The sequence below is a fragment of the Mucilaginibacter ginsenosidivorax genome (assembly GCF_007971525.1).
Lineage (GTDB): Bacteria > Bacteroidota > Bacteroidia > Sphingobacteriales > Sphingobacteriaceae > Mucilaginibacter > Mucilaginibacter ginsenosidivorax.
The window spans coordinates 6,149,734-6,173,347 of sequence record NZ_CP042437.1 but is presented as its reverse complement, the minus strand read 5'-3'; the positions used below and the strand labels follow the sequence as shown (position 1 = coordinate 6,173,347).

The following is a 23,614-nucleotide window of genomic DNA, read 5'->3' as shown; positions in this document are numbered from 1 at the left end:
TTCTTTGGGTATACCCACTTAATGCCTCATTTAACATAATGCTACTCAGAACTCAGAACTCAGAACTCAGAACTCAGAACTCAGAACTCAGAACTCAGAACTCAGAACTCAGAACTCAGAACTCACAACTCACAACTCACAACTCACAACTCACAACTCAGAACTCACAACTCACAACTACCTATACCCTGCCGCCTGTAAATCAAACAACTCGGCATAGCGGCCGCCTTTCAGGAGCAGTTCTTCATGGCTGCCAATTTCAACCAGTTCGCCTTTTTCCAGTACCAGTATCCTGTCGGCCATGCGCACGGTGCTAAACCTGTGCGAGATGAGCACCGCCGAACGGCCTTTAGTAAGTTCGGCAAAACGTTCAAAAACACTGAATTCTGCGCGGGCGTCAAGTGCCGATGTTGGCTCGTCTAATATCAACAGTTGCGCATCGCGCATGTAGGCGCGGGCAAGGGCAACTTTTTGCCATTCGCCGCCAGATAGTTCAACGCCATCGGCAAAGCGCTTGCCCAGCTGCTGGTCATAAGCGCCCGGTAGTTTGGCAGCCAATACGTCGGCCAGGCTTTGGCGGGCCGAGTGCTCTATCAGCGGCCGGTTATCCTGTTCGCTTATTTTACCTACAGCAATGTTTTGTGCAAAGCTCATTTGATACCGTAAATAATCCTGGAAGATAATGCCTACGTTAAGCCGCAAATCGGCCAGGTCATATTCGCGCAGGTCAATACCATCTAATAAAATGCGTCCCTCGGTTGGGTCATACAACCGGGATAGCAATTTAACCAGGGTGGTTTTGCCAGCCCCGTTCTCTCCTACCAGCGCCAGCTTTTCGCCGGGGTAAAGGGTAAAACTAAGGTGCCTGTTGGCCCATTTGTCGGAGTTGAGGTATCTGAACCCAACATCCTCAAAAGTAAAGCCCTGTTGTATAGTTTCAGGGAATGGCAGGCCACTTGCCGAAAGTTTAATTTTAGGTTCGATCTCAAAAAATTCAAAAAAATCGCGCAGGTAAATAGCCCCTTGCGATACTGCTGTAAATCGGGTGAGTATTCCCTCAAGCAAAGCCCTTAGCTGCCTGAACGAGCCTGCCAGAAAAGCCAGTTCGCCTATGGTTACACTGCCCTGTACCGCACGTATAATAATCACTACGTAAGCGCCGTAATAGCCCAGGCTCCCCAGCATAGCAAAAAATGTACCCCATAATGACCGGTTGATGGCCAGCCGCTTATTATCAGCATAAAATTTATTCGAAAGCTGCTTAAACCGGTTAATGATAAAGCCCGAAAGATCAAATATTTTTACCTCTTTGGCAGTCTCGTCGCTTGCACCCAGGTAACGGATATAATCCAGCTCACGCCGCTCGGGCGTTTGGCCACGGGTAAGGGCGTAGCTACGGTCGTTAAAGTACGATTCGCCTAAAAAAGCCGGGATTATGGCTATCAGTAATAATATAATAAGCCATGGGTTAAAAGTCATGAGCCCCACAGCCAAAAAGCCCATGGTAATTAAATCCTGAACCTGGCTCATTACCTGCGATAGTAATATGGTACGGCCAACGGTTTGCTGCCGGGCGCGCTCCAGCTTATCATAAAACACCGAATCTTCAAACTGGTCAAGATCAAGCGTGGCGGCATGCGCCATAATTTTTACAGATGTATGGTTGCTAAATAAATCGCCGAGCAGACTATCCATCAGGGTGATGGCCCGGCTTAGCGCGTCTGTCAATATCGCCAAGGCAAACTCAAGCCCTACCAGTTCCCAAAGCTGGGTCATCTCTTTTACCTGGCTGTGGCTTATGGTAACCACCTTATCAATGATAAGCTTGCCCACGTACAGCAAGCCAAGCGGCATAGCCGAACGGGCAATGCGTAGCAGGGCGTTAACTACAGTCATCCAACGGTTGGTTTGCCATACCAGCTTAAAAAAAGCAGGCAGATTGCGCAACGCGTCGAAACGTTCTTTTAGGGTTATTTTGTTGTCGATGGTATTTTTAGGCGGGCGGTTGGTATTCAATATAAAATCCTTCTTTGTTTAATGTATTTAAACAAATTTACTCAATTGGCAAGCGATTAGCATACAGCGCCGGTATTTGTGAGGGGTGGATGACAATAGCTACACTTTATGTAACAGTTTAATCCGTTGAATCAATTTATAGGATGATACAGCCCTCTTCATTTTCATTTGTGTTTGCAGGCATTCCAATATGATGAATAAAACAAAAATGGTTAAAGCCGAACTGAGGACTATCAGCGCGGCATAATGCGGGGCATTATTGTCTGTCAACATGGTATTGGCAATAATACCGCCGGTAATCAATATCAAAACACCAGCTGAACGATTACTTAAAGCAGACCGGCAAATGCAGTTGCCTTCCTTAGTCACAGTATTAAAAATCAGCTTAGGCACAAACCTGTCAAACCGCGACATTAAACGGGTATAATTGATGTTATTTTTAACTATCTGCTTTGCAAAAATTAAGTTAGCAACTTTAGGCTGAAACCCGGCCAAACTTTCCCGTTCTTCAGAAAACGTAGCTAAGGCAGCTTCCAATATAGCTCCATCCTCTTCGTTAAATCTCACTTTTTTAAAATAGATCATCTTTTTATAATCTAAATATAAAATAAATCGGTGCCATTTGCCACACAGAAAAATAAACCTCTATTTTTGCCGCCATCATGAGCACTTCACTAAAAAATAAATTCGACAGTATAATTTTTGATTTGGACGGCACCCTTTGGGACAGCACAGCAAACGTGGCACTGGCCTGGCAACACGCCATTAATCAGGTTGATTATTTGAACGAAGATATGACTGTTGAACGGGTAAGATCAATTACCGGGATGACTTATGATGCCATATTTGATAAGCTATTCCCCACCCTGAGCGATGAACAGCGTAAGGAAGTGCAAGCCTTATGTGCTGTAAGCGAACTGGAAATATTGCATAAAAAAGGTGGCGAGCTTTACCCTGAACTGGAAGAAACACTGAAATACCTGGGCACAAAATACAAGCTATACATTGTGAGTAACTGCCAAAGTGGATATATCGAGGTATTCCTGGATTTAAATAACATGCACCCTTACTTTTTGGCGCACCAATGCTTTGGTACCAAAGGCAACCCCAAGGCAGATAATATTAAAGATATTGTGAACGATCATGGCCTTCAGGCACCTGTTTACGTAGGCGATACCATGGGCGATTATACATCGGCAACAAAAGCAGGCGTACCATTCATTTTTGCAAGCTATGGTTTCGGCGTTGTGCCTGATGGTATGGTGGCTACAGTGGATAGCTTTGCCGAGCTGACGGAGCTTTTGTAGTTACAAACGGCTCCTGTTTTTAACCCAATTACTTGTTTCGGCAACAACATTAGCGGCTACAATGGCTTTGTTTTTACCAAGCAATTGTTCCATTAATATTGCGGCAATCTTCGCTTCCTCTTCATTCCCGGTTTGTAAATCCTCGGGGGTAAAGTATTTTTTTACAAAATGGGTGTCAAAATTGCCCGATGTAAAAGCATCATGCTGCATTACAAATTTGCCGAAGCCCAATGTGGTAGTAATTCCGGTTATCTGGTATTCGTCAATTGCCCTTATCATGCGTTCTATGGCTTCCGGGCGGTCTTTTCCATAAGTTATCAGCTTGGCTATCATCGGGTCGTAATAAATGGGGATTTCCATACCTTGTTCAAACCCATCATCAACCCTTACACCCGGCCCCTTTGGCGTTATATAAGTTTGCAGGGTGCCAATATCCGGCAGGAAATTATTGGCAGGATCCTCGGCATAAACCCGCAGTTCCATAGCGTGGCCGCGTATTTGCAAATCCTCTTGTTTAAAACTGATAGGCAGGCCACGGGCTATGTTAATTTGCTCCTTTACCAGGTCAACGCCGGTAATTAATTCTGTAACCGGGTGCTCAACTTGTAGCCGGGTGTTCATCTCCAGGAAATAAAAATTGAGCGCATCATCCATAATAAACTCCACGGTACCAGCACCAGTGTAATTTACCGACCGGGCTACATCAACGGCGCATTTGCCCATTTGCTCCCTTATGGCCGGCGTTAACACTTTTGACGGCGCTTCTTCAATCACCTTTTGATGCCGGCGTTGTACGGAGCAATCGCGCTCAAACAGGTGTACAATATTGCCATGAGTATCGCCCAGAACCTGGATCTCGATATGCCTTGGCGACGAAACATACCGCTCTATAAATACCGATCCATCGCCAAAGGCAGATGTGGCTTCGGATACCGCCAACTGCATTTGCTCTTCAAAATCATCGGGACCGTCAACTATACGCATACCTTTACCGCCGCCGCCTGCCGCCGCCTTTATCAAAATAGGAAATCCAACTTCGACTGCGCGTTTTTTTGCCTCGGCTACATCGGTTATAGCTTCCTCGGTACCAGGCACCATGGGGATGTTATACTTTAACGCGGCGGCCTTGGCCGATAGCTTGTTACCCATAATCTCCATGGCCTCGGGCGATGGCCCTATCAAGATAAGACCTGCCTGGCGCACCAGCTTGGCAAACGCTGCATTCTCGCTCAAAAAACCATAACCAGGGTGTATGCCTTCGGCACCGGTTTTTATACAAGCCGCAATAATCTTTTCGCCAACAAGATACGATTGATTAGATGGGGCAGCACCAATATAAACAGCTTCATCAGCATACCGAACGTGCAATGCATCACGATCAGCATCCGAATAAACGGCAACAGTTTTAATACCCATTTCGCGGGCCGAACGCATTACCCTTAAAGCTATTTCGCCCCGGTTGGCTACCAGTATTTTTTGCATAAAACAAATGTAACTGATTTAACGGTTAGCAGCCGAAAATTTTGAGGTTTGATAATACTTATCAGCCCCCAAAATTGGGGTATAGATAATATTAGATAATAAATTTAAATATCTAAAAAACGGCGGCTTTCATCTTTTAATTAGTCCATAAACGTTCAACGGCCGATATTTAAATCGGCCCTTATTTGTTTAACCTAAAAGCATCAAGAGAAACGAACCCGACAATTATTGGGATCTGTAATTACCTGCCAGACCTATCAAGCCTGTAGGTTTTACGACTACAGCGATAGCAAACATAGTGTTTGAGTGGTAACCAAAAAAAGAAGGTTCTGACAAACGGACCTCTTTTAATACGTGATATACCAACATTGCCGCAGTTACGGCAACGCAATTCCTTTTGAGAACTCAAAGGTTTTATTTTTGCAATGTTATCAATGCTATTCCGAGCATCTAATTCGGCTGTCATATTGTTTATTTCTTAAGGGGTACTTTCAAGTTCTAAAATAGTTAAAAATTGTGAATTTATTATGAACATTTTAAAAAGTATTAAAAAAAGGCGTTTTCAGCTTATTTTGTATTTATTTTTCACCTGTTTGTTAAATAATAAAGGCCTGGGGTGGTAACCCCAGGCCTTTATTATATTATTCCTTTTTATCAGGCGCAGGTGTACCTGCGGGTGGAGGACCAGGCTGACCACCGGGAGGCGGGCCGCCAGGACCAACACCAGGAGCACCCGGAGGAGGGCCGCCCGGACCACGGCCTGCCGGCAATGTTACTTCGGGATGGGCCGTGCCACGGTGACAGCTGTAGCAATTAACACCCGACTTTAACGTGAGGCCTAATGAATCTTTTTTGGCATCAAAATATTTTTCGTTGATTTTGTTCATCATCTTGAACATATCGCGGGCCATTTTCTTCTCTGGCTTGGCATCGCTTGCCCAATCCATTTGTTTTGCAGCTTCATCACGTACATGGCAAAAATTGCAATGTACACCTAAAGAATGCTCCCACTCTTCCATTACGCCATGAAGTTGATCTTTAGTGATGTTTTTGGGTAATACCTTCAGGTTTTTCCATCCAGGTTCATCAGCCTTTTTGGGCGTCATCGATGTCATGGCACCTACTACCACTACCGACATTAAACCGAGGGTAACTAATATTTTTTTGTTTACCAGCATAATTGTCATATTTAAGTCATCTAATGTAGATATTAAGTTTGAATGTTACAACTTTTAAAATGACGATTATTTGGTAACTTTTTAGATACAAGCCCCCCAGCCCCCTAAAGGGGGAGCTTTTTGATTTGTAAATTATTTAAAACGGGACAACCTCATTCTCCCCAAAGGGTCAGCGGTTACCCACAAGTGTCCTGAAAATGGAGCTTTTCGATTTGCAATATTCAAAGTGGCCAGCTTCGTTCCCCCTTCAGGGGGTTAGGGGGCATAGCTTCTCGCTGATAGCCCAAAGTTTGTCCCTGGCGGCGGTATCAGTAGCGATAGCCGATGTTTTGGCAATTTTTTTCTTTTTGAAATAGGCGCCGTTATATTTATCAAGACGCGGCGCGGTCGCCAGGAATACGGTAGTTGCGGCCCCTTGCTGCGCGCTGATCATAAACGGGCGGATGAGGGTGGTCATCAGTTTACCCAGCCCTCTAAAATCATCCCAAAAATGGGTATTAACTACGCCAGGATGCAACGAAAAAGCAAGGATTCCTTTATTTGCAAATTTTGACGCCAGCGATTGGGTAAAATAAATATTGAACAATTTATTCATCCCATAAGCTTTCCAGGCATTGTACGATTGCTCGCATTGCAGATCATCAAACTGTGGAGTGCCGCGCTTATGCGCTTCTGAGCTAACGTTTATAATACGTGCCTGCCCTTTTTGCAGCAGCGGCATCAACAGGTTTGTCAATAAAAAATGTCCCAGATGATTGACGGTGAAGGTTAATTCAAAACCATCTTTACTTAGCGCACGTTCGGCAAAAATCCCACCTGCATTATTGATGAGTGTGTTGATGGCAAATAGCCTGCCGGATAATTCGGCGGCGGCATCGCGCACGGTTTGCAAATCGGCCAGGTCGCATTTAATAACGTGCACATCCTTGTTCCCTGTTTCGTTAATCAACTGGGCTTTGAGTTCTTCGCCTTTGTGTGTGTTGCGCACCAACAGGTAAAGTGAGTGCCCTTGCCTGACTAATGAAAGCGCAGTTTCTTTTCCGATGCCTGATGTGGCGCCTGTAATAACAGTTGTTTTTATTGCCATTCCCCCCAGCCCCCTAATGGGGGAGCTTTTGATTGGCAAGATAGAGGTTTTTCCTCAAAGAATAAGCTTTAAAGCCCTCCCCTGAAGGGGAGGGTCGGGTGGGTTTACTTTTGCATCACCATAACGCCGTTCATCAGCAAGGTACTGCCGCCATCGGCTACTATGTTGTAAACTTTTTGGATTCCGCCGCCATTTTCTGTTTTTTGAAGAACAGTAAAGGCCTCGTATTTACCGGTTTGCTCGTTAAGGCAAAGCACTTCCTGACCGGCAGTAATCTCGCCCATTTTCAGGTTGCCTTGTTTGGTAAGCATTGGATGGTTTGGTGTGGCCTGCAATATTTTGGTATTCAGGTTTACCAACTGGCCTGCCCTGGTGTTTTTAACATCTGCAGCAACAAGCACCAGGCGGGTTAACGCGTAATTTTTTGCTTCATGGGTGGTTAACTCCTTTACCCTAACTACCGAACTTTTATTGGTAACCGGATCAATGGTAATTACTTCATCGCCACTTTTTATAGTGCTCAGCATTTTTTTGCCGCCGTTGGCCATGGTTACCATTTCGTCACCAGGGAAACAAATATCGTTACCGTAAGTGGCCGATTCTTCTTTCATATCCTTACCCCCATTCAGCACTTTATATTGCTGAAAGCTTAGCTCTTTCGAAAGTACATAAGATAGCTTCAGGATAAAATTGGTTTCAACCTTGTTAATGTTGTCAATATCTAAAAAATATTTTTCCCATACTTTACCATCGGCTGTAAAATCGGGCACCAGCGCTTTATATAATTTACCTTTTTCATTGGTATAAAATACCATCAGGCCTATTTCCTGCATACCGTCCTTAGCTATCAGCTTGTATATATCTACGCGTTTTTTTAATCCGTCGGATCCGGTGATGAAATAAGGCTTACGGTTTTCATACCTGTCAAGTACATAGGCATTCTCGAACTTTACATAAGTGTCCTTATCCAGATCGGCAATCGTAAAAGTTTGCGCCTTGTTATACTCATCCATAGTAAGCGGACGAGGATTTACCGCTGCCGTTGTTTGCGCGCGGCTTAAATAAATAGAACCGGTTAAAAGTATTGTTAATGTTAGTTTACGCATATGTTGAGGAGATTCAAGAGTCAGGAATCAAGAGTTAAGACTTTATTTGTTGGTATTTAAAACTGATTCTGCAATTGATATTTGTTATTGTATTATTTGTATCTATTTCTTTTGAAATAAAAGATAAGAGAGATAAAAGGTTAGAATCAATAGCCGTTTTTCTTGACTCTTGATGCTATTCTAAGAAAGTTGTTTAAACGCCTCGGCAAATGCTTCCATTTCGTCCATACGGCCAATGCTTACGCGGCACCATTCTTTGCCGTTAAACTGCCAGCTACGTACGCCTACGCCGCGTTTCATCATTTCGCTTACAAATTTTTTGCTGTCCATTTTTAGCGGGAACATTACAAAATTGGCCGATGAGGGGATGTATTCGTAGCCTTCTTTTTTTAATACCGAATATAAGTACTCTTTTGACGCCAGCGTTTTTTCAAGCGCTTCTTTCAAAAATGCTTCCTCGCGATAACCGGCAATAGCACCTGCAATGGTTGTAGCCGAAAGGGAGAAACCGGTGGTGTAATTAGATAAAGCTTTGATAGTATCTGGCTGAGCCACGATGTAGCCGCAACGCAGGCCGGCAAAACCATATAGTTTAGAGAATGTACGGGCAACTATAATATTGCTGCCGGCTTTCATGGTGCTTATCATCGAAGAACCTTTAGGATCGGGCAGGTAATCGATGTAGGCTTCATCAACAAAAACAGTTACTTTTTTTGATACACGCTCACAAAATGCTTTCAGTTTAGCGGTGTCCAATATAGTCGCCGTTGGGTTGTTAGGGTTACAGATATAAACCAGCCCGGTGTTGGCGTCAATTTTGGCCTCCATGGCGTCCAAATCAAGTTTATAATCGGCAGTCAATGGCACTTTAACCCATTTGCCTTCAAGTCTTTCGGCATGCGATGGCAAATCGTCATAAGATGGATCGCCGGTGATGATACTTTTTCCACCTTTGCTGTAATACATGGCGGCAGCAAGTAATAATGGAGATGAGCCGGATTCCATCAGGATGTTACCGGATGAAATTCCCTCATAGCTGGCAATTTTATCATAAAGCATCCCCATTGATTGCATTGGGTATTGGTAACCCAGGTCGATAGCTTCCTGGATTGCTTTTTTTGCGGCGGGCGATGGGCCAAATGGATTTTCATTGGCCAGCAAGCGGGCTTTTAATACCGGTGGGGCATCTGCAATGGCATCCATATCGGTAAAGCGTTTAGCCAGTGGGGCCAGCTTTTTAGCAACCGGCATAGCGGCCAGCTTACTGATTGTCCCCGAAAAGAAGGCCAGTCCCCCGGCCATAAGTGCGCTGGACTTGATCCAGTTTCTGCGATTAAGTGAGTTTGCCATGGTTTTAAATTAGAATCAAGAGTTAAGAATCAAGAGTCAAGACGAAGCTGCCTTTACTCTTTCTCCAATTATAGTGTGTTCTTTTATTTATGTAATTATTTATCGTTGTATTTCAAAAGCGGTCTCCTGTCTTCAGAAGCCAAAATCATAAATCAAATTTCCCATTCCCCCTTCAGCTATCTTAACTCTTGATTCTTAAATCTTGATTCTTCTCTCCCCCCTTATTTTACCGCCGGGTATGAAGCCCTTCCCTCGGTTACCCTGGCATGCAGGGCAGCCACTGTGCTGCGGGCCGATTCAAATGCTCCGGCCATCCATGCGTTAAGATAGGTTAGGTGTTCGCCGGCAAAGTATACGTGCTTATCGGGCTTTAATAGTACCGGGTATTGTGTTTTGCGTGTTTCGGTGCTGTAAACAGCCCATCCGCCTAAATTGTACTTTGTTTTGTGCCAGCTAACCGAAAAAGATCCTTCAAATTCCTTATCATATTGTGGGTGGATAAGCCTGCCTTTTTCCAGCGCAAACTTCTCACGATCGGCATAACCTAAAGCGCCGATTTTCTGGGCTTTTTCGTTAAAATTGTAATATCCAATCAAGATACCCTTTTTTCCCAAATAATCATAAGATGGGTAAAAAATTTGTGTTAAATCGTTGTTGGTGTGGGTAATACCACCGTATATATGCTCATCCTCCTCCCAAAACCTGCGTTTAAACTGCAAACCTATTTTACCGGTTTGTATATAGCTGATATAATCGATAGCCCGGCTAACATCGCCCGAAAAATTGTTGTTTACATTACTTAGCACGGGTAGCGGCAAAGTACAAATACACATATCGCCACTTAATTCGTGAACGCCTGTGGCATCTTTATAAGTAATTTTTACCCCTTCGGCCAGGTTATTGATCGAGGTAACCTCGGCACCCATTTTTACTGATGGCGCTACCTTTTTTTCAAGGGCTCTGGCAATCTGATCCATCCCGCCTACTGCCTGGAACATGGTCATCTGCAGTTCGTAAGTGTATTCGGCTACGTTGTAAAAATCAGGGTCCATGAGACCCGAGTGCAGGATATCGGCCAGTTTATGCGGCTCGGCAATTTTGCCAGGCCGGTCTCCCGCTCCAGGCGATTCGGTATAACCGCGCCTGGCAGATGCCTTATACAGTTTATCTATATCAAGACCTCCTTCGGCTTGCAGGTAGGCAATAATCTTTTCGCCGTCCTCTTTGGTCATGGCGCTATCCAAGCCGCCATGATCAATGCTTTTGGCCAGCATTTCGGTCATATAACCGCGGATATCGTTATGAATTTCGCGTACACGGATTTTTTTGTTAGAGAGCGGGCCTTTGCCTTCGGCAAAGTAATAAGCGCCTTCATTAACGTTGTTGTACACCTGTATGGGGACACCCAGCTCTTTACAGTAATGAAGTGTTAACTCGTGATGATGCGGAATACGCGACGGGCCGGCGTTAAAGTAAAGGCCATCATCAAATTTGGCAATAACGGCGGGTTTATCAATCTCCTGGTTGGTTGCGCCATTGCGGATACTCCAGCAGCGGCCGCCAGTACGGTGGCGGGCTTCCAGTATGGTACATTGATAGCCTAATTTATTAAGCTCATAAGCGCAGGTCATGCCGGCAAGGCCTGCCCCTAATATAATAATGTGTTTGCCCTTGCCGTCGCCTTCCAAATTAAAGGCGTGTGCGGGAGCGGGTTTTAGCATGCCCAAAGCAAGCATAGCGGGATAGGCCCCGCCGGCCAGCATAGCACCCTTACCCAAAAAATCTCTGCGGGTAATTGTTTTCAATAAGATCAGCTTTTATGTTTTACAATTATGTAAGGCTTAAAGATAGTTTTTTAAATGATTTAATAAAAGATATGCTATAATTTTTTAATTATGATAATATCTACGGGATTAGTATGGATTATTTGAAAAATAAGAAAGTCAATAAAAAAAACCGCTCCCTTTTGGGAACGACCTGTAATTTCAAAAGTTTTATTAGCCGGCTTACTGCGCCGGCTGCCCCTTGTGCGCAGCTACCGCCTTGTTGTAATAGTCAAGCAGCTTATCTATATTTTTGAGGTTATACTTATGCTGTTTAATGCTTTCAACTACCTGCTCTTCATCGCCTAATATCTCCACCATAATATCTTCAAAATTGGCATCGGTTATACGTTGCATATCGGCAGTGCTTTCGCCAAAATAGTAGGTAGTTTTTGAGCTTTTACCACCTCCGCCATTGCCGCCGCCGCCACCAAGCGAAACGCCTACCCCGCCGCCAAGGCCGCCACCATAACCACCACTGCCGTAACCCATAGCTATGCCCGGCGAGAAATGGACACCACCGCCACCACCGGTTGCGCCTTTGGCCGCGTATAATTTAAGGGGTTCGTCAAGTACCACTTGTACAAAATCGGTTTCCTCTTTGCTCCATTCCTCGTTGCGTGGGGCGTGGGCAACCACAAAACTATCCTTGCCTGCCACAAACGAGCGGATATCACTGGCGCTGAGTTTATAGGGATTTGTTTTTTCGTCGTCTTTAAACTCAATAAAGCCTTCATCCTTAATTGGGCCTTTGCCGCCGGGGTTTACGCGGATAAAGCCGGTTGTGCGGTTACCTTTTACATCGGTAAAAACACCAGGCTGCCATTTTTGCGATTTTGCTGATACAAAACACAGCATAAAAAATAAAATGATTAAAATTGAGCGCATAACAAGTATAAAATACAAAGAACGTAATTTTTAGATATTTAATATGATGACTGTTGATTTACGCAGCGACACCGTTACCAAACCAACACCCGGCATGCTGGAAGCCATGTGGAGCGCCAAAGTTGGCGATGATGTTTTTGGCGAAGATGAAACCATAAACCAACTGGAAGAAAAAGCCGCCGCCATGTTTGGCATGGAAGCGGGCATTTTTTGCCCATCGGGTACCATGACCAACCAAATTGCCATTAAATGCTTTACCCAGCCCCTGGATGAGTTGATTGCCGACCAAACCGCCCATGTGTACCGCTACGAAGGCGGCGGCATTGCCTTTAACTCCGGCGTATCAACCCGTTTACTGAACGGCTACCGCGGCATTATCACCGCCGAAATGATTGAGCCCGAAATAAACGCCGAAAACATTCACTACCCACACACCAGCCTGGTGGTGTTAGAAAATACGGTGAACAAAGGTGGCGGCAGCTGCTATACTTTAAATGATATTGAGCCAATAGCTCAACTTTGCCAATCAAGTGATTTAAAGCTCCATTTGGATGGTGCCCGTATTTTTAACGCCCTTGCCCATACCAGCGATAAAGCTGTTGATTATGGAACTTATTTTGATGGTATTTCGGTTTGCTTATCTAAAGGACTTGGCGCACCTGTTGGCTCGGTTTTACTGGCTGATAAGGCAACTATAAAATACGCCCGCCGCATTCGTAAAGTAATGGGTGGCGGCATGCGCCAGGCGGGTTTCCTGGCTGCGGCAGCTATATATGCTTTGGACCATCATGTAGAACGCCTGAAGATAGATCATGCCCACGCCCGCATTTTAGGCGACGAACTGGGTAAGTTAAGCTGGGTAAGCAATATATTGCCGGTAGAAACCAATATTGTACTGTTTGATACCGTAGAACCAGCCAAAGCCATATTGGCCAAACTCGCCGAAAAAGGCATCAAAGCCAGCGATACCGATAAACACCGCATCCGTTTTGTAACACACCTTGATGTGCACGCCGACCAGGTAGAGTATTTGGTTGAAGTGCTGAAGCAGTTGTAGAGGTTATACGTTTTAAGTTGTACGTAATACGTTAAAAAAACAAAAACGTACAACTTAAAACGTACAACTTACAACTTATTTCGGCACCCTATCAGCCGATTGCCGTTCAACCATCCAGCCGGGGTATTCTTTCGGCAGAGCGCTTACTTCGTCGATGCGTTTTAGTTCATCGGCAGATAATTCTAATTCGACTGATTTCAGGTTGTCATTCAGCTGATCTACGTTCTTGGCGCCGATGATGGTGCTGGTAATCCCTTTTTGCAGGCGAACCCATGCCAAAGCGACCTGGGCGGCAGATACGTTTTTATGTTTTCCTATCTCGCTTATCACGTCCACAATGTCATATGCCTTATCCTTATTTATCGGCGGGAAATCAAAAGTATCCCTGCGCGATCCTTCTGATTTTTGATTCTCGCGGGTAAACTTGCCCGAGATAAAGCCACCCGCCAAAGGACTCCATGGCATCACTGCCAGGTTTTGATCGTTGGCTACCGGCAGCAGTTCCCTTTCAATATCGCGACCGGCCAAAGAGTAAAAATATTGCAGCCCTACAAATTTATGCCAGCCATTCTTCTTGGCTATACCGGCGGCTTTCATTACCATCCAGGCAGGCCAGTTGCAGCAGGCAATATAACGCACTTTGCCCGTGAGCACAATATCGTTTAATGAACGCATAATTTCTTCAACCGGGGTTTTTAAATCCACACCGTGAACATACAGCACATCAATATGATCAACCTGTAAGCGTTTTAAACTGTCATCAACCGAATTAAATATATGGTAACGGGAAAGGCCGGTATTATTTGGCCCCTCGCCCATGCGGCCACGTACTTTGGTAGCGATGATAAGTTCCTGGCGGTTTAAACCAAGGTCGATAATCGATTGGCCAAGCAATGTTTCTGATTCGCCAAAGGAATATACGTTGGCCGTGTCGATGAAATTGATGCCCGAATCAACAACGGTTTTCATCAGTTCATTAACACCCTCCTGTTTTATCTGCCCTATGGCTTCCCAATAGCCTTTGCCACCAAAGGTCATGGTGCCAAAGCAAATTTCGGACACCAGCAGGCCGGTGTTACCTAAAAAATTGTATTTCATAAGTTTGATGTTTTGTTGATGGTGAAGTTAGGAAAATGAGGAAGAACCAGGAAAATAGCGCAAATATTTAAGTTTTTTTGACAGTCAATAAACATACTATACCATGAAAGGGGTATGAACAACAAAAGCCCGGGCGGGCCTTGTATCATATCTTAATAATCAATAAACTTTACCTAAAGCTTCTCTATTTCCTGGATGGAAAGCTTGGTTGCTTTTGCAATAAATTCAACCGTTAAACCTTCTTTTTTCAGTTCGCGGGCTATGGCAGCAGCTTCTTCGTGTTTACCTTTCAACTTACCTTCCTGTATGCCTTCCAATTTACCTTTCAACTTACCTTCCTGTATGCCTTCCTGCTTGGCCCTGTCCAATAAAAGTTCTTCGATACCCATTGTGGCGCTCCTTTCTGTTAAAATTTCTACCCCTTGCTCAAATTTAGTATTTATATCCGGGTTTTCAAAGCGAACATAATACTTCAAAAAATTCATTAACACCCTTATTTTGTCCTTTGATATATGCCTGGTTAACAACAATTTTGCCAATTTAAGTTTTAACTCAAGCAACAGTTCATCCCTTGCACTACTGTCTTTTAAGTTTTTGCCGGCAAGTGCCGCTCTGGCAGTTAGTACTACTAATGCAAACGGATTATCAGTTCCCAGCAATTCCTCATCACTCTGGCTGGCTGTTTTATAGGTATTAAAAGTATATCGCAAACTTGTACCCATAAAGTCTAAGGCAAAGTGATCCGGCCTTTCTTTTGTGTTCGCCTCGGTAAAGATGGCATATGCAACTATAGGCTTTTGGTACTTATCCAATATCCGATAAAAGTAGGTAAACATACGACTGCCAAAATCCTTTTGATATTGGCCCTGCACCTCGATATGTACCAAAATCCATTCTTCTTTACCGCTTTTGGTAAATACCTTAACCAGTTTATCAATCACTTTGGGAGAGTACTCGTCGGTCTCCGGCGGGAAAACCTGCTCCAGTTCCTTATCCAAAAACTCAAATCCCTTATCAAAATCAAATATATCCCTGGCATCAGGATTAAGAAAACATAAGAAATCGTCAAAAACATCTTCAAGAATGCCTTTCCAAAGAATATCATCTTTTCTTCTCATTAAACAATAATATAAAATATCATTGGCAAAGCACCAAATACTAACAAATTAGTTACATTACTAATTTATTAGTTGTAATACTAATCAATTAGTATTACATTTGTTTATAACAGAAAAATCGATGCAAAAATTAGCTAAACGGGAAGAACAAATCATGCAGGCTGTATGGAACCTGGATAAGGCATTTATTAAAGAGATTATACAGGAATTGCCCGAGCCAAAACCTCACTATAACTCGGTAGCTACCATAGTAAAAATACTGGAAGAAAAAGGCTTTTTAGCACATGATAGCGTGGGCAATATTTTTCAGTACTACCCGGCAATTGCCAAAGAAGAATATCAAAAACATGCTATGAAAGATGTAGTAAGCCAGTATTTTGATAATTCTTACTCGCGTATGCTGGCTTTTTTTGCCAAAGAGCAAAAACTTACCGAAGCAGAATTGAATGACATTATAGAAATCATTAAATCGAATAAAAAATGATACCCTACCTGTTGCATGTAGCATTGCTAATAACAATTTGCCTGTTGTTTTATAAGCTGTTTTTACAACGGGAAACTTTTTATAACCTTAACCGGTGGGTGCTACTCATCTGCTTACCGCTCTCCTTTTTACTCCCGCTTATCCACGTTCCGCAGCAATGGTCGGTAAGGGCTACTGAACAGCAAAATATTGCCGGTGCTGATGAATTACCAATGGTTACTTTGCCGGCAAAAGCCTTTCCGTCGATTAATGCAATAACACCCAGGCTGTCAAAACCCGGTTCAAAACCGACAGATACACCAAAGCCTACCGCAGCCCCTCCGGCAAAACCGATGAGCACAGTCGCATCGAATTTTACTTTGGCTGATATAATGCAATGGCTATTTATTATTTATATAGCCGGTGTGGTGGTATTTGCTTTAAACCTGCTAATACAGCTTATTTACACGCTTTACACAGCCTATGCCCGCCCGGTAATTATTGATGGCCCCTACCGTATTGTTGAGCTTACCGGCGATAAGGTACCCTGCTCATTCCTGAATAATATATTTATCAATCCCGAAAAGTACGATTGGGATACCTACAACCAAATCCTGGTACATGAAAAAGTACATGCCCGCCAACTGCACAGTATTGATATTTTGCTGACCGAATTGGTTATTGTACTGCAATGGTTTAACCCTTTTGCCTGGTGGTACCGTACAGAAATGGAAAATAACCTGGAGTATCTTACCGATGAAGCGGTTACCAGCAAGCACAATATCGATCGTTCGTTATACCAATTAAGCCTGCTGAAGGTATCAGCCCCTCACCTGTCGCTCCGGATTGCAACCAATTACAACCAGTCTATCCTAAAAAAACGCATCCTGATGATGAGTATTAAAAAATCAAACCTGCATACGCTGTGGAAATACTTTTTACTGGTGCCCTTATTCGCCGGACTTGCCTGTATCCTTAACCAGCCTGCTATCGGAAAAAACCGGCTGATGAGTAAAGGGATGTATACCGGTATTATTCCCGACTCTTTATACAAGGGCGATATTGTAGGTTTTTGGTATGCCAACAAAGAGGGTAATGTACTCAATATGGACATGAAGATAGTGATCAAAAAGCAGGATTGGAGCTATAACGGCTTTGTTTTCCCGGTGAGCGCGTTTTCATCCTTACCACTCAAAAAGCAAAGCGATTTTTATGTAAAACGCAATGCGGGCACCATATTATTTAATGGCAAGTTTGAAGGCGACCAGGGGCTTGGCCGGTTTAAAATGACGTTTAATAAAACCTACCTTGAGCATTTACAAAAAGCCGGTGTAAAAAACACCAATGAGGATGCCCTTATTGGCCTGGTGGTAAACGACGTGAAAGAAGATTATATTAATTTACTGATAGATAACGGGTTTAAGGACTTAACCGCCGAACAACTATCTACGCTGGCATTATTTAAAGTAACACCTTCCGAAATAAAATTCTGGGGACATTCGGGCTTCAAAAATCTAACTGCCCGGGATTTACAGCGGGCAAAAAGCGCCAATATGGATAGCAGTTACGTTAGCGAAATAAAAAAGGCCGGCTATCCCGACATTACTTTTAATGAACTATGCCTGCTTAAATCGGATAGTATAACAGCCGACTACATTAAGGGCCTTACCAGGGCAAAATTAGCCGCCAGGGTACCAGGCGATACTACCGGAACGGTAATACCTGTAAGTATAATTTCAACAGCCAAATACATGCATGTTGACAGCGCATACCTGCGGGCACTGGCCGGCTTTGGATATGATTTGACAGCATCGCAGCTGCACTCTTTCAAAAACTTCAACATAACGCCCGAATATATTACCGGACTGCAAAATTCGGGCTATAGCAATATACCGGCAAGCACGCTGCTTAGCCTCAAAATTTCGAAAATAACACCCGAATATATCAAAGGCTTTCATGATGTGGGGTACAACAACATCCCGTTAAACGCTTTAACGCTTTTTAAATCGCAGGGTATCACACCCGATTTGGTTATGGGTTATAAAACAATGGGCTACACCAATATTGAGCCCACCACATTGGTACAGCTTAAGGTAAAAGAAATAACTCCCGGATTTATTAAAGGCTTTAGCGACCTCGGCTTTAAAAACATACCCTTAACCCAGCTTTTTGTACTTAAAAACACTGGCGTAACCCCCGCCTATGTAACGTCAATGAAGCAAAAGGGACTAAACTCAAAAGACATACAAAAGTATATAACCTTAAAAAACTCATTCAATTAATAATTAACCTATGAAACGCAACCTTATAACCTTATTTTTTTTAGCTTTTATTTGCTTTGAAGTAAAGTCGCAAACGGCTTTAACCGGTAGCCAGGCTTATGACAATGCGCAAAACCTGCGTGCAAAAGCCCGTAAATTTTACGACAAGGACAATCCTACCAAAGCCGATTGCGATAGCGGCCTTGCTATTTTAAATACCGCGGTAAATTTCCTGGACAAGCCCGAGGTGATAGAACTTGCCCAGGATAATTTATACTTAAAAGGCCGTAAAAGTGATGTTTATTACGATATGATATTGTGCTATGCCCTAAGCAAACAGTATGATAAGGCTTTGGACATATTTGACAAAATGGGAAACGAAGGTAATTACTACCGTATCGACTTTTATGAAACCGACTCGCTGTTTATACCCATGCGATCGAATCCCAGGTTTCAATCGGCATTGAGCAGGCTTAAACTGAGGCAGGCGCTTTGGAAAGATGAATCTTTAAAAACGCCGTATAAGGAAAACATATCGGATGCTGAAAAAACAGCGGGGCTATCACTGTTATGGTCGCAGGCAAAATACAATTTCGTCAATTTTGACCATGCCGCGATAGACTGGGACAAAACCTATCTTGATTATCTGCCGCTGGTAAAAAACACTACATCAACCGCGCAGTATTATAAAGTACTGCAGCAGTTTTATGCACAACTTAAAGACGGCCATACCAATGTATACGTACCAAAAGAATTGTCGGCCGAATTTTACACCCGTCCCCCATTCAGAACCGAACTTATTGAAGGCAGGGTATTTGTAACCCAGGTTTTTAGCGACAGCTTAAAAACCCTGGGCATTACCCCAGGCACCGAAGTATTGAGTATAGACGACATCCCGGTGATAACCTATGGCAAAACACACGTAGCGCCTTACCAAAGCAGCTCGACCCCGCAAGACCTTGATGTACGCACTTATACCTACGCCTTGTTGGCAGGCCCGGCCACCAAAACCCTGCATTTACAATTACGCAGCAGCACCGGTAAAACCTGGCAACAGGATATTGCCCGCACCGGGTACCACGATGTAAAAAATGCTTTGCCATCGCTGGAGTATAAGCGCATAGGGCAAATTGGTTATTTAACGGTAAACAATTTTGAAGACGAAAAGATAATGAAACAGTTCGATTCGTTATTCACCCAGATAGCTGCCACAAAGGGGCTTATCATCGATATCAGGAATAATGGTGGCGGCAGCAGCGGCATTGGTTACCACATTATATCGTCGTTAACCAACAAGCCATTTAAAGGATCGTATTCAAAAGTGTTAAGGTACATGCCTACTATTGCCGGCATCCAATGGCACGAAAACATGCCCGGCGAGTGGGATGCCAACGGCAAACAATATTATGATAAGCCGGTGGTAGTTTTGATAAGCGCCCGCACGTTTTCGGCAGCCGAAGATTTTACAGTGGCTTTTGATTATATGAAACGCGGGCAGCTTATTGGGCAAACAACAGGTGGCAGCACGGGCCAGCCTTTTGGCTTTAGCCTGCCAGGCGGCGGATCGGCACGCGTATGCGGCAAACATGATGCCTACCCCAATGGTAAAGAGTTTGTGGGCGTAGGCATTGCACCCAATGTGGTCATAACCAAAACTATTAAAGACTTATGGAAAGGTACCGATGCCGCATTGGAAAAGGCTTTGCAATTGCTGAATAAGTAAACGCGGGTTAATATGTATAAATAACGGCCTCTTACTATCATTTACGTTAGTAAGAGGTTATTTATGCAATGTACTAAAACTATAGAGTGGATATTATTAATAGTAGACGTAGTCGGGGCTTGGTTGCCGCTCAATATCAGTGGTTTAGTTATAATTTTTCCACCTCTTCAACAGAAAGTTTTGTTGCCTTAGCTATAAATGCTGAAGTTAAACCTTCTTTTTTAAGCTCACGAGCTATCTCAAGTGCTTTCTGATACTCACCTTTTTTTTCGCCTTTTCTCTCGCCTTTCTTTTCGGCCCTGTCCAATAAAAGTTCTTCTATACCCATGGTCTTGCTCCTTTCTGTTAAAATCTCTACCTGTTGTTCAAATTTAGTGTTTATATCCTGATTTTCAAAGCGTATGTAATACCTTAAAAAATTCATCAGTACCCTTATCTTTTCTTTCGCTATCTGTTTGGCCAGCAATAACCTGGTAAGGTTGAGTTTTAAGCTCAAGAGCAGTTCGTCACGTTCCCTGCTGTTTTTCAAGTCTTTACCTGCAAGCGCAGCCTTTGCTGTAAGCACAACCAGGGCAAAAGGATTATCGCTTGCTTGCAGCACATCATCGCTTTGGCTGGCTATTTTGTAGGTATTAAATGTATATCGTAAGCTGGTGCCCATAAAATCTATGGCAAAATGGCTTGGTCTTTCCTTTGTGTTGGATTCGGTAAATATGGCGTAGGCAACTATTGGCTTCTGATATTTATCCAGTATCCTATAAAAATAAGTGTACATCCGGCTGGCAAAATCTTTTTGATACTGGGCCTGCACTTCTACATGCACCAAAATCCATTCTTCTTTGCCTGCTTTAGTAAATACTTTAACCAGCTTATCAATCACCTTCGGCGAGTACTCGTCGTTTTCGGGCGGGAAAACCTGTTCCAATTCTTTGTCAAGAAATTCGAAACCCTTGTCAAGGTCGAACACGTCTTCAGCATCGGGATTAACAAACCGAAGAAAATCGTCAAAAACATCTTCCAAAATCCCTTTCCAAAGGATGTCGTCTTTTCTTCTCATCAAACAATAATAAAGAAATGTTTACCAGTAAAAAAAGAATTGAGGGTAATAAAATTCGAACATTTGCTGTGTCCTATCTCAACCCTGTTTCCGCTTTCTGCTCAAATACTTCCTTACCGGGATGTCATAAGCCACCATGGCCAGGTAGCCCATACCAACCAGCAATATTACGCCCGCTATAACTATATAAACAATTTGACTGGTTGGCGGCTTGTGGCTTATTACGTAATTACCAAAAAACCAGATACCCACATAGTGGGTCATATACAACGGATAAGAAATATTGCCCGAAAAGTTGCAGAGTTTTTTAAGGCCTCCCGAAAGCGTGGCCCCCGCCCCCAAAGCAATAAGCAGCGGAAAATAAAAAAGCACCACAAGTAATTGTGCAAGCCAGTTCCATTTGCTGTGGGGCATCATTAAGGCCGCTAACAGTAAAAGAGCAAGCCCGATAAAACCAAGCTTGTTTTTGATAATGAAGTTAAAACGGTATACAAGCAGCCCGGCTGTAAACGAATAAAAAATGCGCGCACCGCCTTCCCAAAAGTTTTCGCCGGCCCAGCCGCCCGATAATATTTTGGCATGGAAGGCCACAAAACCGAGCGCTGCCGCGGCTATAACCAGCAATACAACCAAATACTTGCGCGCAAGCCTGTAAAGCACCAAAGCATAAACAATATTGGCTATATACTCCCAAAATAACGACCATGCCGGCGCGTTAAAACTAAACAGGTTAAAATACCGCTCCTGCATGGCCGGAAACGGGATAAGCAGCATCGAGCTTACAAATATCAGCGCCAGCCGGCCAACGCTGTAAGCTTCGGGATGGCCACCAAACGGATCAATAAGAAAACCGATAAGGCCTAATACCGAGCCTAAAATAACCAATGGATGCAGCCTGATAATCCTCGACTTAAAAAACTCCAGCACGCCCATTTTACCAATCCTGTCATCATAAGCATAACCTATTACGAAGCCCGACAGGCAGAAAAAAAAGTCGACGGCGAGGAAGCCGTGGCCAATAAAGTTTACATCGTAACTTGGAAAAAGGAACTCGGTAAAATGAAATACCACTACTGCCAAAGCTGCAACGCCACGCAGGCCGTCCAGAATTTCGAAATGTTGTTTAGTTTTTAAATTTACAGGAATAGTGCTCATGAATAATTATTGCGCCGGCATTTGGCAACAGCGCTTTTTTAAAGAGTATGTGTGATGTTTCAAGAATACCGATAAATATCAACCCCGGCAAATTTGGCGGCGTTTTTAACTACCTTTATAAAAAGCAAAATCCCGGATGGTTGCCCGTCCGGGATTTTGCGATGCTTTGTATTTACTATTGTTTAGCTATCCTGTACATTTTGCCATTATCAGTTACGCCGTACAACGCGCCGTCTTTACCGGTGGCAAGTGAGCGCCAACGTTCGCGTTTGTCTTTAAACAGGCGCTCCTCGCCCACAACTTTATTATCTTTAATAACCAGGCGCGCAATGTGCGATCCGCTTAGCGCGGCTACAAAAAGGTTACCCTTCCATTCCGGTATCATATCGCCGGTGTAAAAAGTAATACCGCAAGGCGATATAACAGGGTCCCAGTAATAAATTGGTTGGGTTACCCCCTCTTTTTGCTGAATACCATCACCAACTTTTTCTCCGCTGTATTCAATACCATAGGTAACCACAGGCCAGCCGTAATTATTACCCGGGCGAATGATATTGATCTCGTCGCCGCCGCGCGGGCCAAACTCATCTTCCCATAGTTCGCCGGTTGCGGGGTTCCAGGCCATCCCTTCGGGGTTGCGGAAACCGTAGGCATAAATTTCGGGCAAGGCATTTGGTGTGTTGGCGAAGGGACCACCCGGTACGGCCTTACCATCTTTGGTTAAGTGAAGTACTTTACCAATAGCAGCGCTCAAATCCTGTGCTTTCATGCGTATGTCGCCGCCAGAACGTTCGCCGGTGCTTACAAATAAGTTGCCTTGCTTATCAAACAAAATGCGGCTACCGTACTGTAAAGCACCCCTGTAAGCTGGCTTTGCGCGGTATATCACTTCAATGTTTTCAACCTGGGTTTCGTCTGCAGATAATTTGCCTTTAGCTACCGCCAGTATGTTACCTTCAGGAGTTACTTCGGCATAATCCCAAAATAGCATCCGGTTGGTTTTAAAATCAGGATCAATGTTTACATCAAGCAAACCACCCTGACCCTGAGCCAGTACTGCGGGTAAATTGGCGATCGTTTTATCAGCCTGGCCATCCGCTTTTAAAATACGCATTGTTCCACCTTTTTGGGTTATCAAAAAGCGGCCATCGGGCAATACGCAAAGCGCCCAGGGCTGCTTTAACTCGCTATTTATAACCGTTGCGGTTACCGCCATTTTGGTTTTAACCCCCGTAATACGCGTTTGACCGGGGAAGGCCGATTTATAATCGCTATTGGGCTTAATGGTTTCAACAGGGGCACCTTTGCCGGTATCAGCAGCCGCAGTTTGTTGCGGGGCCGCGTGGCAGGCCGCTATCCCGGTTGTTAACGACAGGCTTAAAATGAATGTTTTATAATTTTTAGGCAGCATGAATTTGGTTAATAAATGTTTATAATACATTAAT

At 43.9% G+C, this 23,614-nt stretch carries 19 protein-coding genes; 5 read left to right on the top strand and 14 right to left on the bottom strand.

Features of this window, described 5'->3' with window-relative positions; translation table 11 throughout:
* Window positions 1-177 precede the first annotated feature (177 nt).
* The gene (locus FSB76_RS25830; RefSeq protein ID WP_225976312.1) at window positions 178-2,016 is read right to left on the bottom strand and encodes an ABC transporter ATP-binding protein; all 1,839 of its coding nucleotides are present in this window, start codon (window positions 2,014-2,016) and stop codon (window positions 178-180) included.
* A gap of 99 nt (window positions 2,017-2,115) precedes the next feature.
* Window positions 2,116-2,601 (bottom strand): hypothetical protein, encoded by a 486-nt coding sequence (locus FSB76_RS25825; protein ID WP_147058563.1) that lies wholly within the window; start codon window positions 2,599-2,601, stop codon window positions 2,116-2,118.
* A gap of 77 nt (window positions 2,602-2,678) precedes the next feature.
* Here FSB76_RS25825 and FSB76_RS25820 point away from each other — a divergent pair, with 77 nt between their 5' ends.
* Window positions 2,679-3,323: an HAD family hydrolase gene (locus tag FSB76_RS25820; RefSeq protein ID WP_147058561.1), complete on the top strand. Its 645-nt coding sequence runs from the start codon at window positions 2,679-2,681 to the stop codon at window positions 3,321-3,323.
* On the opposite strand, the gene accC is transcribed toward FSB76_RS25820, so the two are convergent.
* The 7 genes from accC to FSB76_RS32380 form a co-directional block, all read right to left on the bottom strand.
* A complete protein-coding gene (gene accC / locus FSB76_RS25815; protein ID WP_147058560.1) occupies window positions 3,324-4,805 on the bottom strand; it encodes an acetyl-CoA carboxylase biotin carboxylase subunit in 1,482 nt (493 codons plus the stop codon).
* A 641-nt stretch (window positions 4,806-5,446) separates the two neighbouring features.
* Window positions 5,447-5,983: a c-type cytochrome gene (locus FSB76_RS25810; protein WP_158642986.1), complete on the bottom strand. Its 537-nt coding sequence runs from the start codon at window positions 5,981-5,983 to the stop codon at window positions 5,447-5,449.
* A gap of 247 nt (window positions 5,984-6,230) precedes the next feature.
* Window positions 6,231-7,070: an SDR family NAD(P)-dependent oxidoreductase gene (locus tag FSB76_RS25805; protein WP_147058556.1), complete on the bottom strand. Its 840-nt coding sequence runs from the start codon at window positions 7,068-7,070 to the stop codon at window positions 6,231-6,233.
* A 104-nt stretch (window positions 7,071-7,174) separates the two neighbouring features.
* Complete coding sequence (locus FSB76_RS25800; RefSeq protein WP_147058554.1) at window positions 7,175-8,176, bottom strand: Hint domain-containing protein; 1,002 nt, start codon at window positions 8,174-8,176, stop codon at window positions 7,175-7,177.
* A gap of 180 nt (window positions 8,177-8,356) precedes the next feature.
* Entirely contained in the window at window positions 8,357-9,526 is a 1,170-nt protein-coding gene (locus FSB76_RS25795; RefSeq protein WP_147058552.1) for a pyridoxal phosphate-dependent aminotransferase, read from the bottom strand.
* Between the two features lie 221 nt (window positions 9,527-9,747).
* Entirely contained in the window at window positions 9,748-11,331 is a 1,584-nt protein-coding gene (locus tag FSB76_RS25790) for a flavin monoamine oxidase family protein (RefSeq protein ID WP_225976311.1), read from the bottom strand.
* A 201-nt stretch (window positions 11,332-11,532) separates the two neighbouring features.
* Window positions 11,533-12,207 (bottom strand): hypothetical protein, encoded by a 675-nt coding sequence (locus FSB76_RS32380; protein WP_192910102.1) that lies wholly within the window; start codon window positions 12,205-12,207, stop codon window positions 11,533-11,535.
* A gap of 73 nt (window positions 12,208-12,280) precedes the next feature.
* Between FSB76_RS32380 and FSB76_RS25780 the strand changes: the two genes are divergently transcribed.
* Complete coding sequence (locus tag FSB76_RS25780) at window positions 12,281-13,294, top strand: threonine aldolase family protein (protein ID WP_317131356.1); 1,014 nt, start codon at window positions 12,281-12,283, stop codon at window positions 13,292-13,294.
* Between the two features lie 75 nt (window positions 13,295-13,369).
* On the opposite strand, the gene FSB76_RS25775 is transcribed toward FSB76_RS25780, so the two are convergent.
* Both FSB76_RS25775 and FSB76_RS25770 read right to left on the bottom strand, forming a co-directional pair.
* The gene (locus FSB76_RS25775) at window positions 13,370-14,392 is read right to left on the bottom strand and encodes an aldo/keto reductase (RefSeq protein ID WP_147058550.1); all 1,023 of its coding nucleotides are present in this window, start codon (window positions 14,390-14,392) and stop codon (window positions 13,370-13,372) included.
* Window positions 14,393-14,565: 173 nt separating this feature from the next.
* Entirely contained in the window at window positions 14,566-15,510 is a 945-nt protein-coding gene (locus FSB76_RS25770; protein WP_147058548.1) for an RpnC/YadD family protein, read from the bottom strand.
* A 121-nt stretch (window positions 15,511-15,631) separates the two neighbouring features.
* Between FSB76_RS25770 and FSB76_RS25765 the strand changes: the two genes are divergently transcribed.
* From FSB76_RS25765 to FSB76_RS25755, 3 genes are read left to right on the top strand one after another with little or no spacing between them, the layout of a single operon-like run.
* Window positions 15,632-15,994 (top strand): BlaI/MecI/CopY family transcriptional regulator, encoded by a 363-nt coding sequence (locus FSB76_RS25765; RefSeq protein ID WP_147058546.1) that lies wholly within the window; start codon window positions 15,632-15,634, stop codon window positions 15,992-15,994.
* A complete protein-coding gene (locus FSB76_RS25760) occupies window positions 15,991-18,255 on the top strand; it encodes a M56 family metallopeptidase (protein ID WP_147058544.1) in 2,265 nt (754 codons plus the stop codon). Before FSB76_RS25765 ends, FSB76_RS25760 begins: the two co-directional genes overlap by 4 nt.
* Before the next feature lie 10 nt (window positions 18,256-18,265).
* Window positions 18,266-19,957, top strand: a complete 1,692-nt coding sequence (locus tag FSB76_RS25755; RefSeq protein ID WP_147058542.1) for a S41 family peptidase — start codon at window positions 18,266-18,268, stop codon at window positions 19,955-19,957.
* Window positions 19,958-20,105: 148 nt separating this feature from the next.
* Here the strand turns inward: FSB76_RS25755 and FSB76_RS25750 are convergent, their stop codons facing one another.
* From FSB76_RS25750 to FSB76_RS25740, 3 genes are all read right to left on the bottom strand, one after another.
* Window positions 20,106-21,014, bottom strand: a complete 909-nt coding sequence (locus FSB76_RS25750; protein ID WP_147058540.1) for an RpnC/YadD family protein — start codon at window positions 21,012-21,014, stop codon at window positions 20,106-20,108.
* A gap of 78 nt (window positions 21,015-21,092) precedes the next feature.
* Window positions 21,093-22,169, bottom strand: coding sequence for an acyltransferase family protein (locus FSB76_RS25745; RefSeq protein WP_147058539.1), 1,077 nt, complete (start codon window positions 22,167-22,169; stop codon window positions 21,093-21,095).
* Window positions 22,170-22,344: 175 nt separating this feature from the next.
* Window positions 22,345-23,580 carry a PQQ-dependent sugar dehydrogenase gene (locus FSB76_RS25740; protein ID WP_225976310.1) on the bottom strand — a complete coding sequence of 412 codons (1,236 nt, stop codon included), beginning with the start codon at window positions 23,578-23,580 and terminating at the stop codon, window positions 22,345-22,347.
* Window positions 23,581-23,614 lie beyond the last annotated feature (34 nt).

Coding starts and splice junctions, on each gene's coding strand:
- FSB76_RS25825 (WP_147058563.1), bottom strand. CDS start 2,601: ATGATCTATTTTAAAAAAGTGAGATTTAACGAAGAGGATGGAGCTATA.
- FSB76_RS25820 (WP_147058561.1), top strand. CDS start 2,679: ATGAGCACTTCACTAAAAAATAAATTCGACAGTATAATTTTTGATTTG.
- accC (WP_147058560.1), bottom strand. CDS start 4,805: ATGCAAAAAATACTGGTAGCCAACCGGGGCGAAATAGCTTTAAGGGTA.
- FSB76_RS25810 (WP_158642986.1), bottom strand. CDS start 5,983: ATGCTGGTAAACAAAAAAATATTAGTTACCCTCGGTTTAATGTCGGTA.
- FSB76_RS25805 (WP_147058556.1), bottom strand. CDS start 7,070: ATGGCAATAAAAACAACTGTTATTACAGGCGCCACATCAGGCATCGGA.
- FSB76_RS25800 (WP_147058554.1), bottom strand. CDS start 8,176: ATGCGTAAACTAACATTAACAATACTTTTAACCGGTTCTATTTATTTA.
- FSB76_RS25795 (WP_147058552.1), bottom strand. CDS start 9,526: ATGGCAAACTCACTTAATCGCAGAAACTGGATCAAGTCCAGCGCACTT.
- FSB76_RS32380 (WP_192910102.1), bottom strand. CDS start 12,207: ATGCTGTGTTTTGTATCAGCAAAATCGCAAAAATGGCAGCCTGGTGTT.
- FSB76_RS25780 (WP_317131356.1), top strand. CDS start 12,281: ATGATGACTGTTGATTTACGCAGCGACACCGTTACCAAACCAACACCC.
- FSB76_RS25775 (WP_147058550.1), bottom strand. CDS start 14,392: ATGAAATACAATTTTTTAGGTAACACCGGCCTGCTGGTGTCCGAAATT.
- FSB76_RS25770 (WP_147058548.1), bottom strand. CDS start 15,510: ATGAGAAGAAAAGATGATATTCTTTGGAAAGGCATTCTTGAAGATGTT.
- FSB76_RS25765 (WP_147058546.1), top strand. CDS start 15,632: ATGCAAAAATTAGCTAAACGGGAAGAACAAATCATGCAGGCTGTATGG.
- FSB76_RS25760 (WP_147058544.1), top strand. CDS start 15,991: ATGATACCCTACCTGTTGCATGTAGCATTGCTAATAACAATTTGCCTG.
- FSB76_RS25755 (WP_147058542.1), top strand. CDS start 18,266: ATGAAACGCAACCTTATAACCTTATTTTTTTTAGCTTTTATTTGCTTT.
- FSB76_RS25750 (WP_147058540.1), bottom strand. CDS start 21,014: ATGAGAAGAAAAGACGACATCCTTTGGAAAGGGATTTTGGAAGATGTT.
- FSB76_RS25745 (WP_147058539.1), bottom strand. CDS start 22,169: ATGAGCACTATTCCTGTAAATTTAAAAACTAAACAACATTTCGAAATT.
- FSB76_RS25740 (WP_225976310.1), bottom strand. CDS start 23,580: ATGCTGCCTAAAAATTATAAAACATTCATTTTAAGCCTGTCGTTAACA.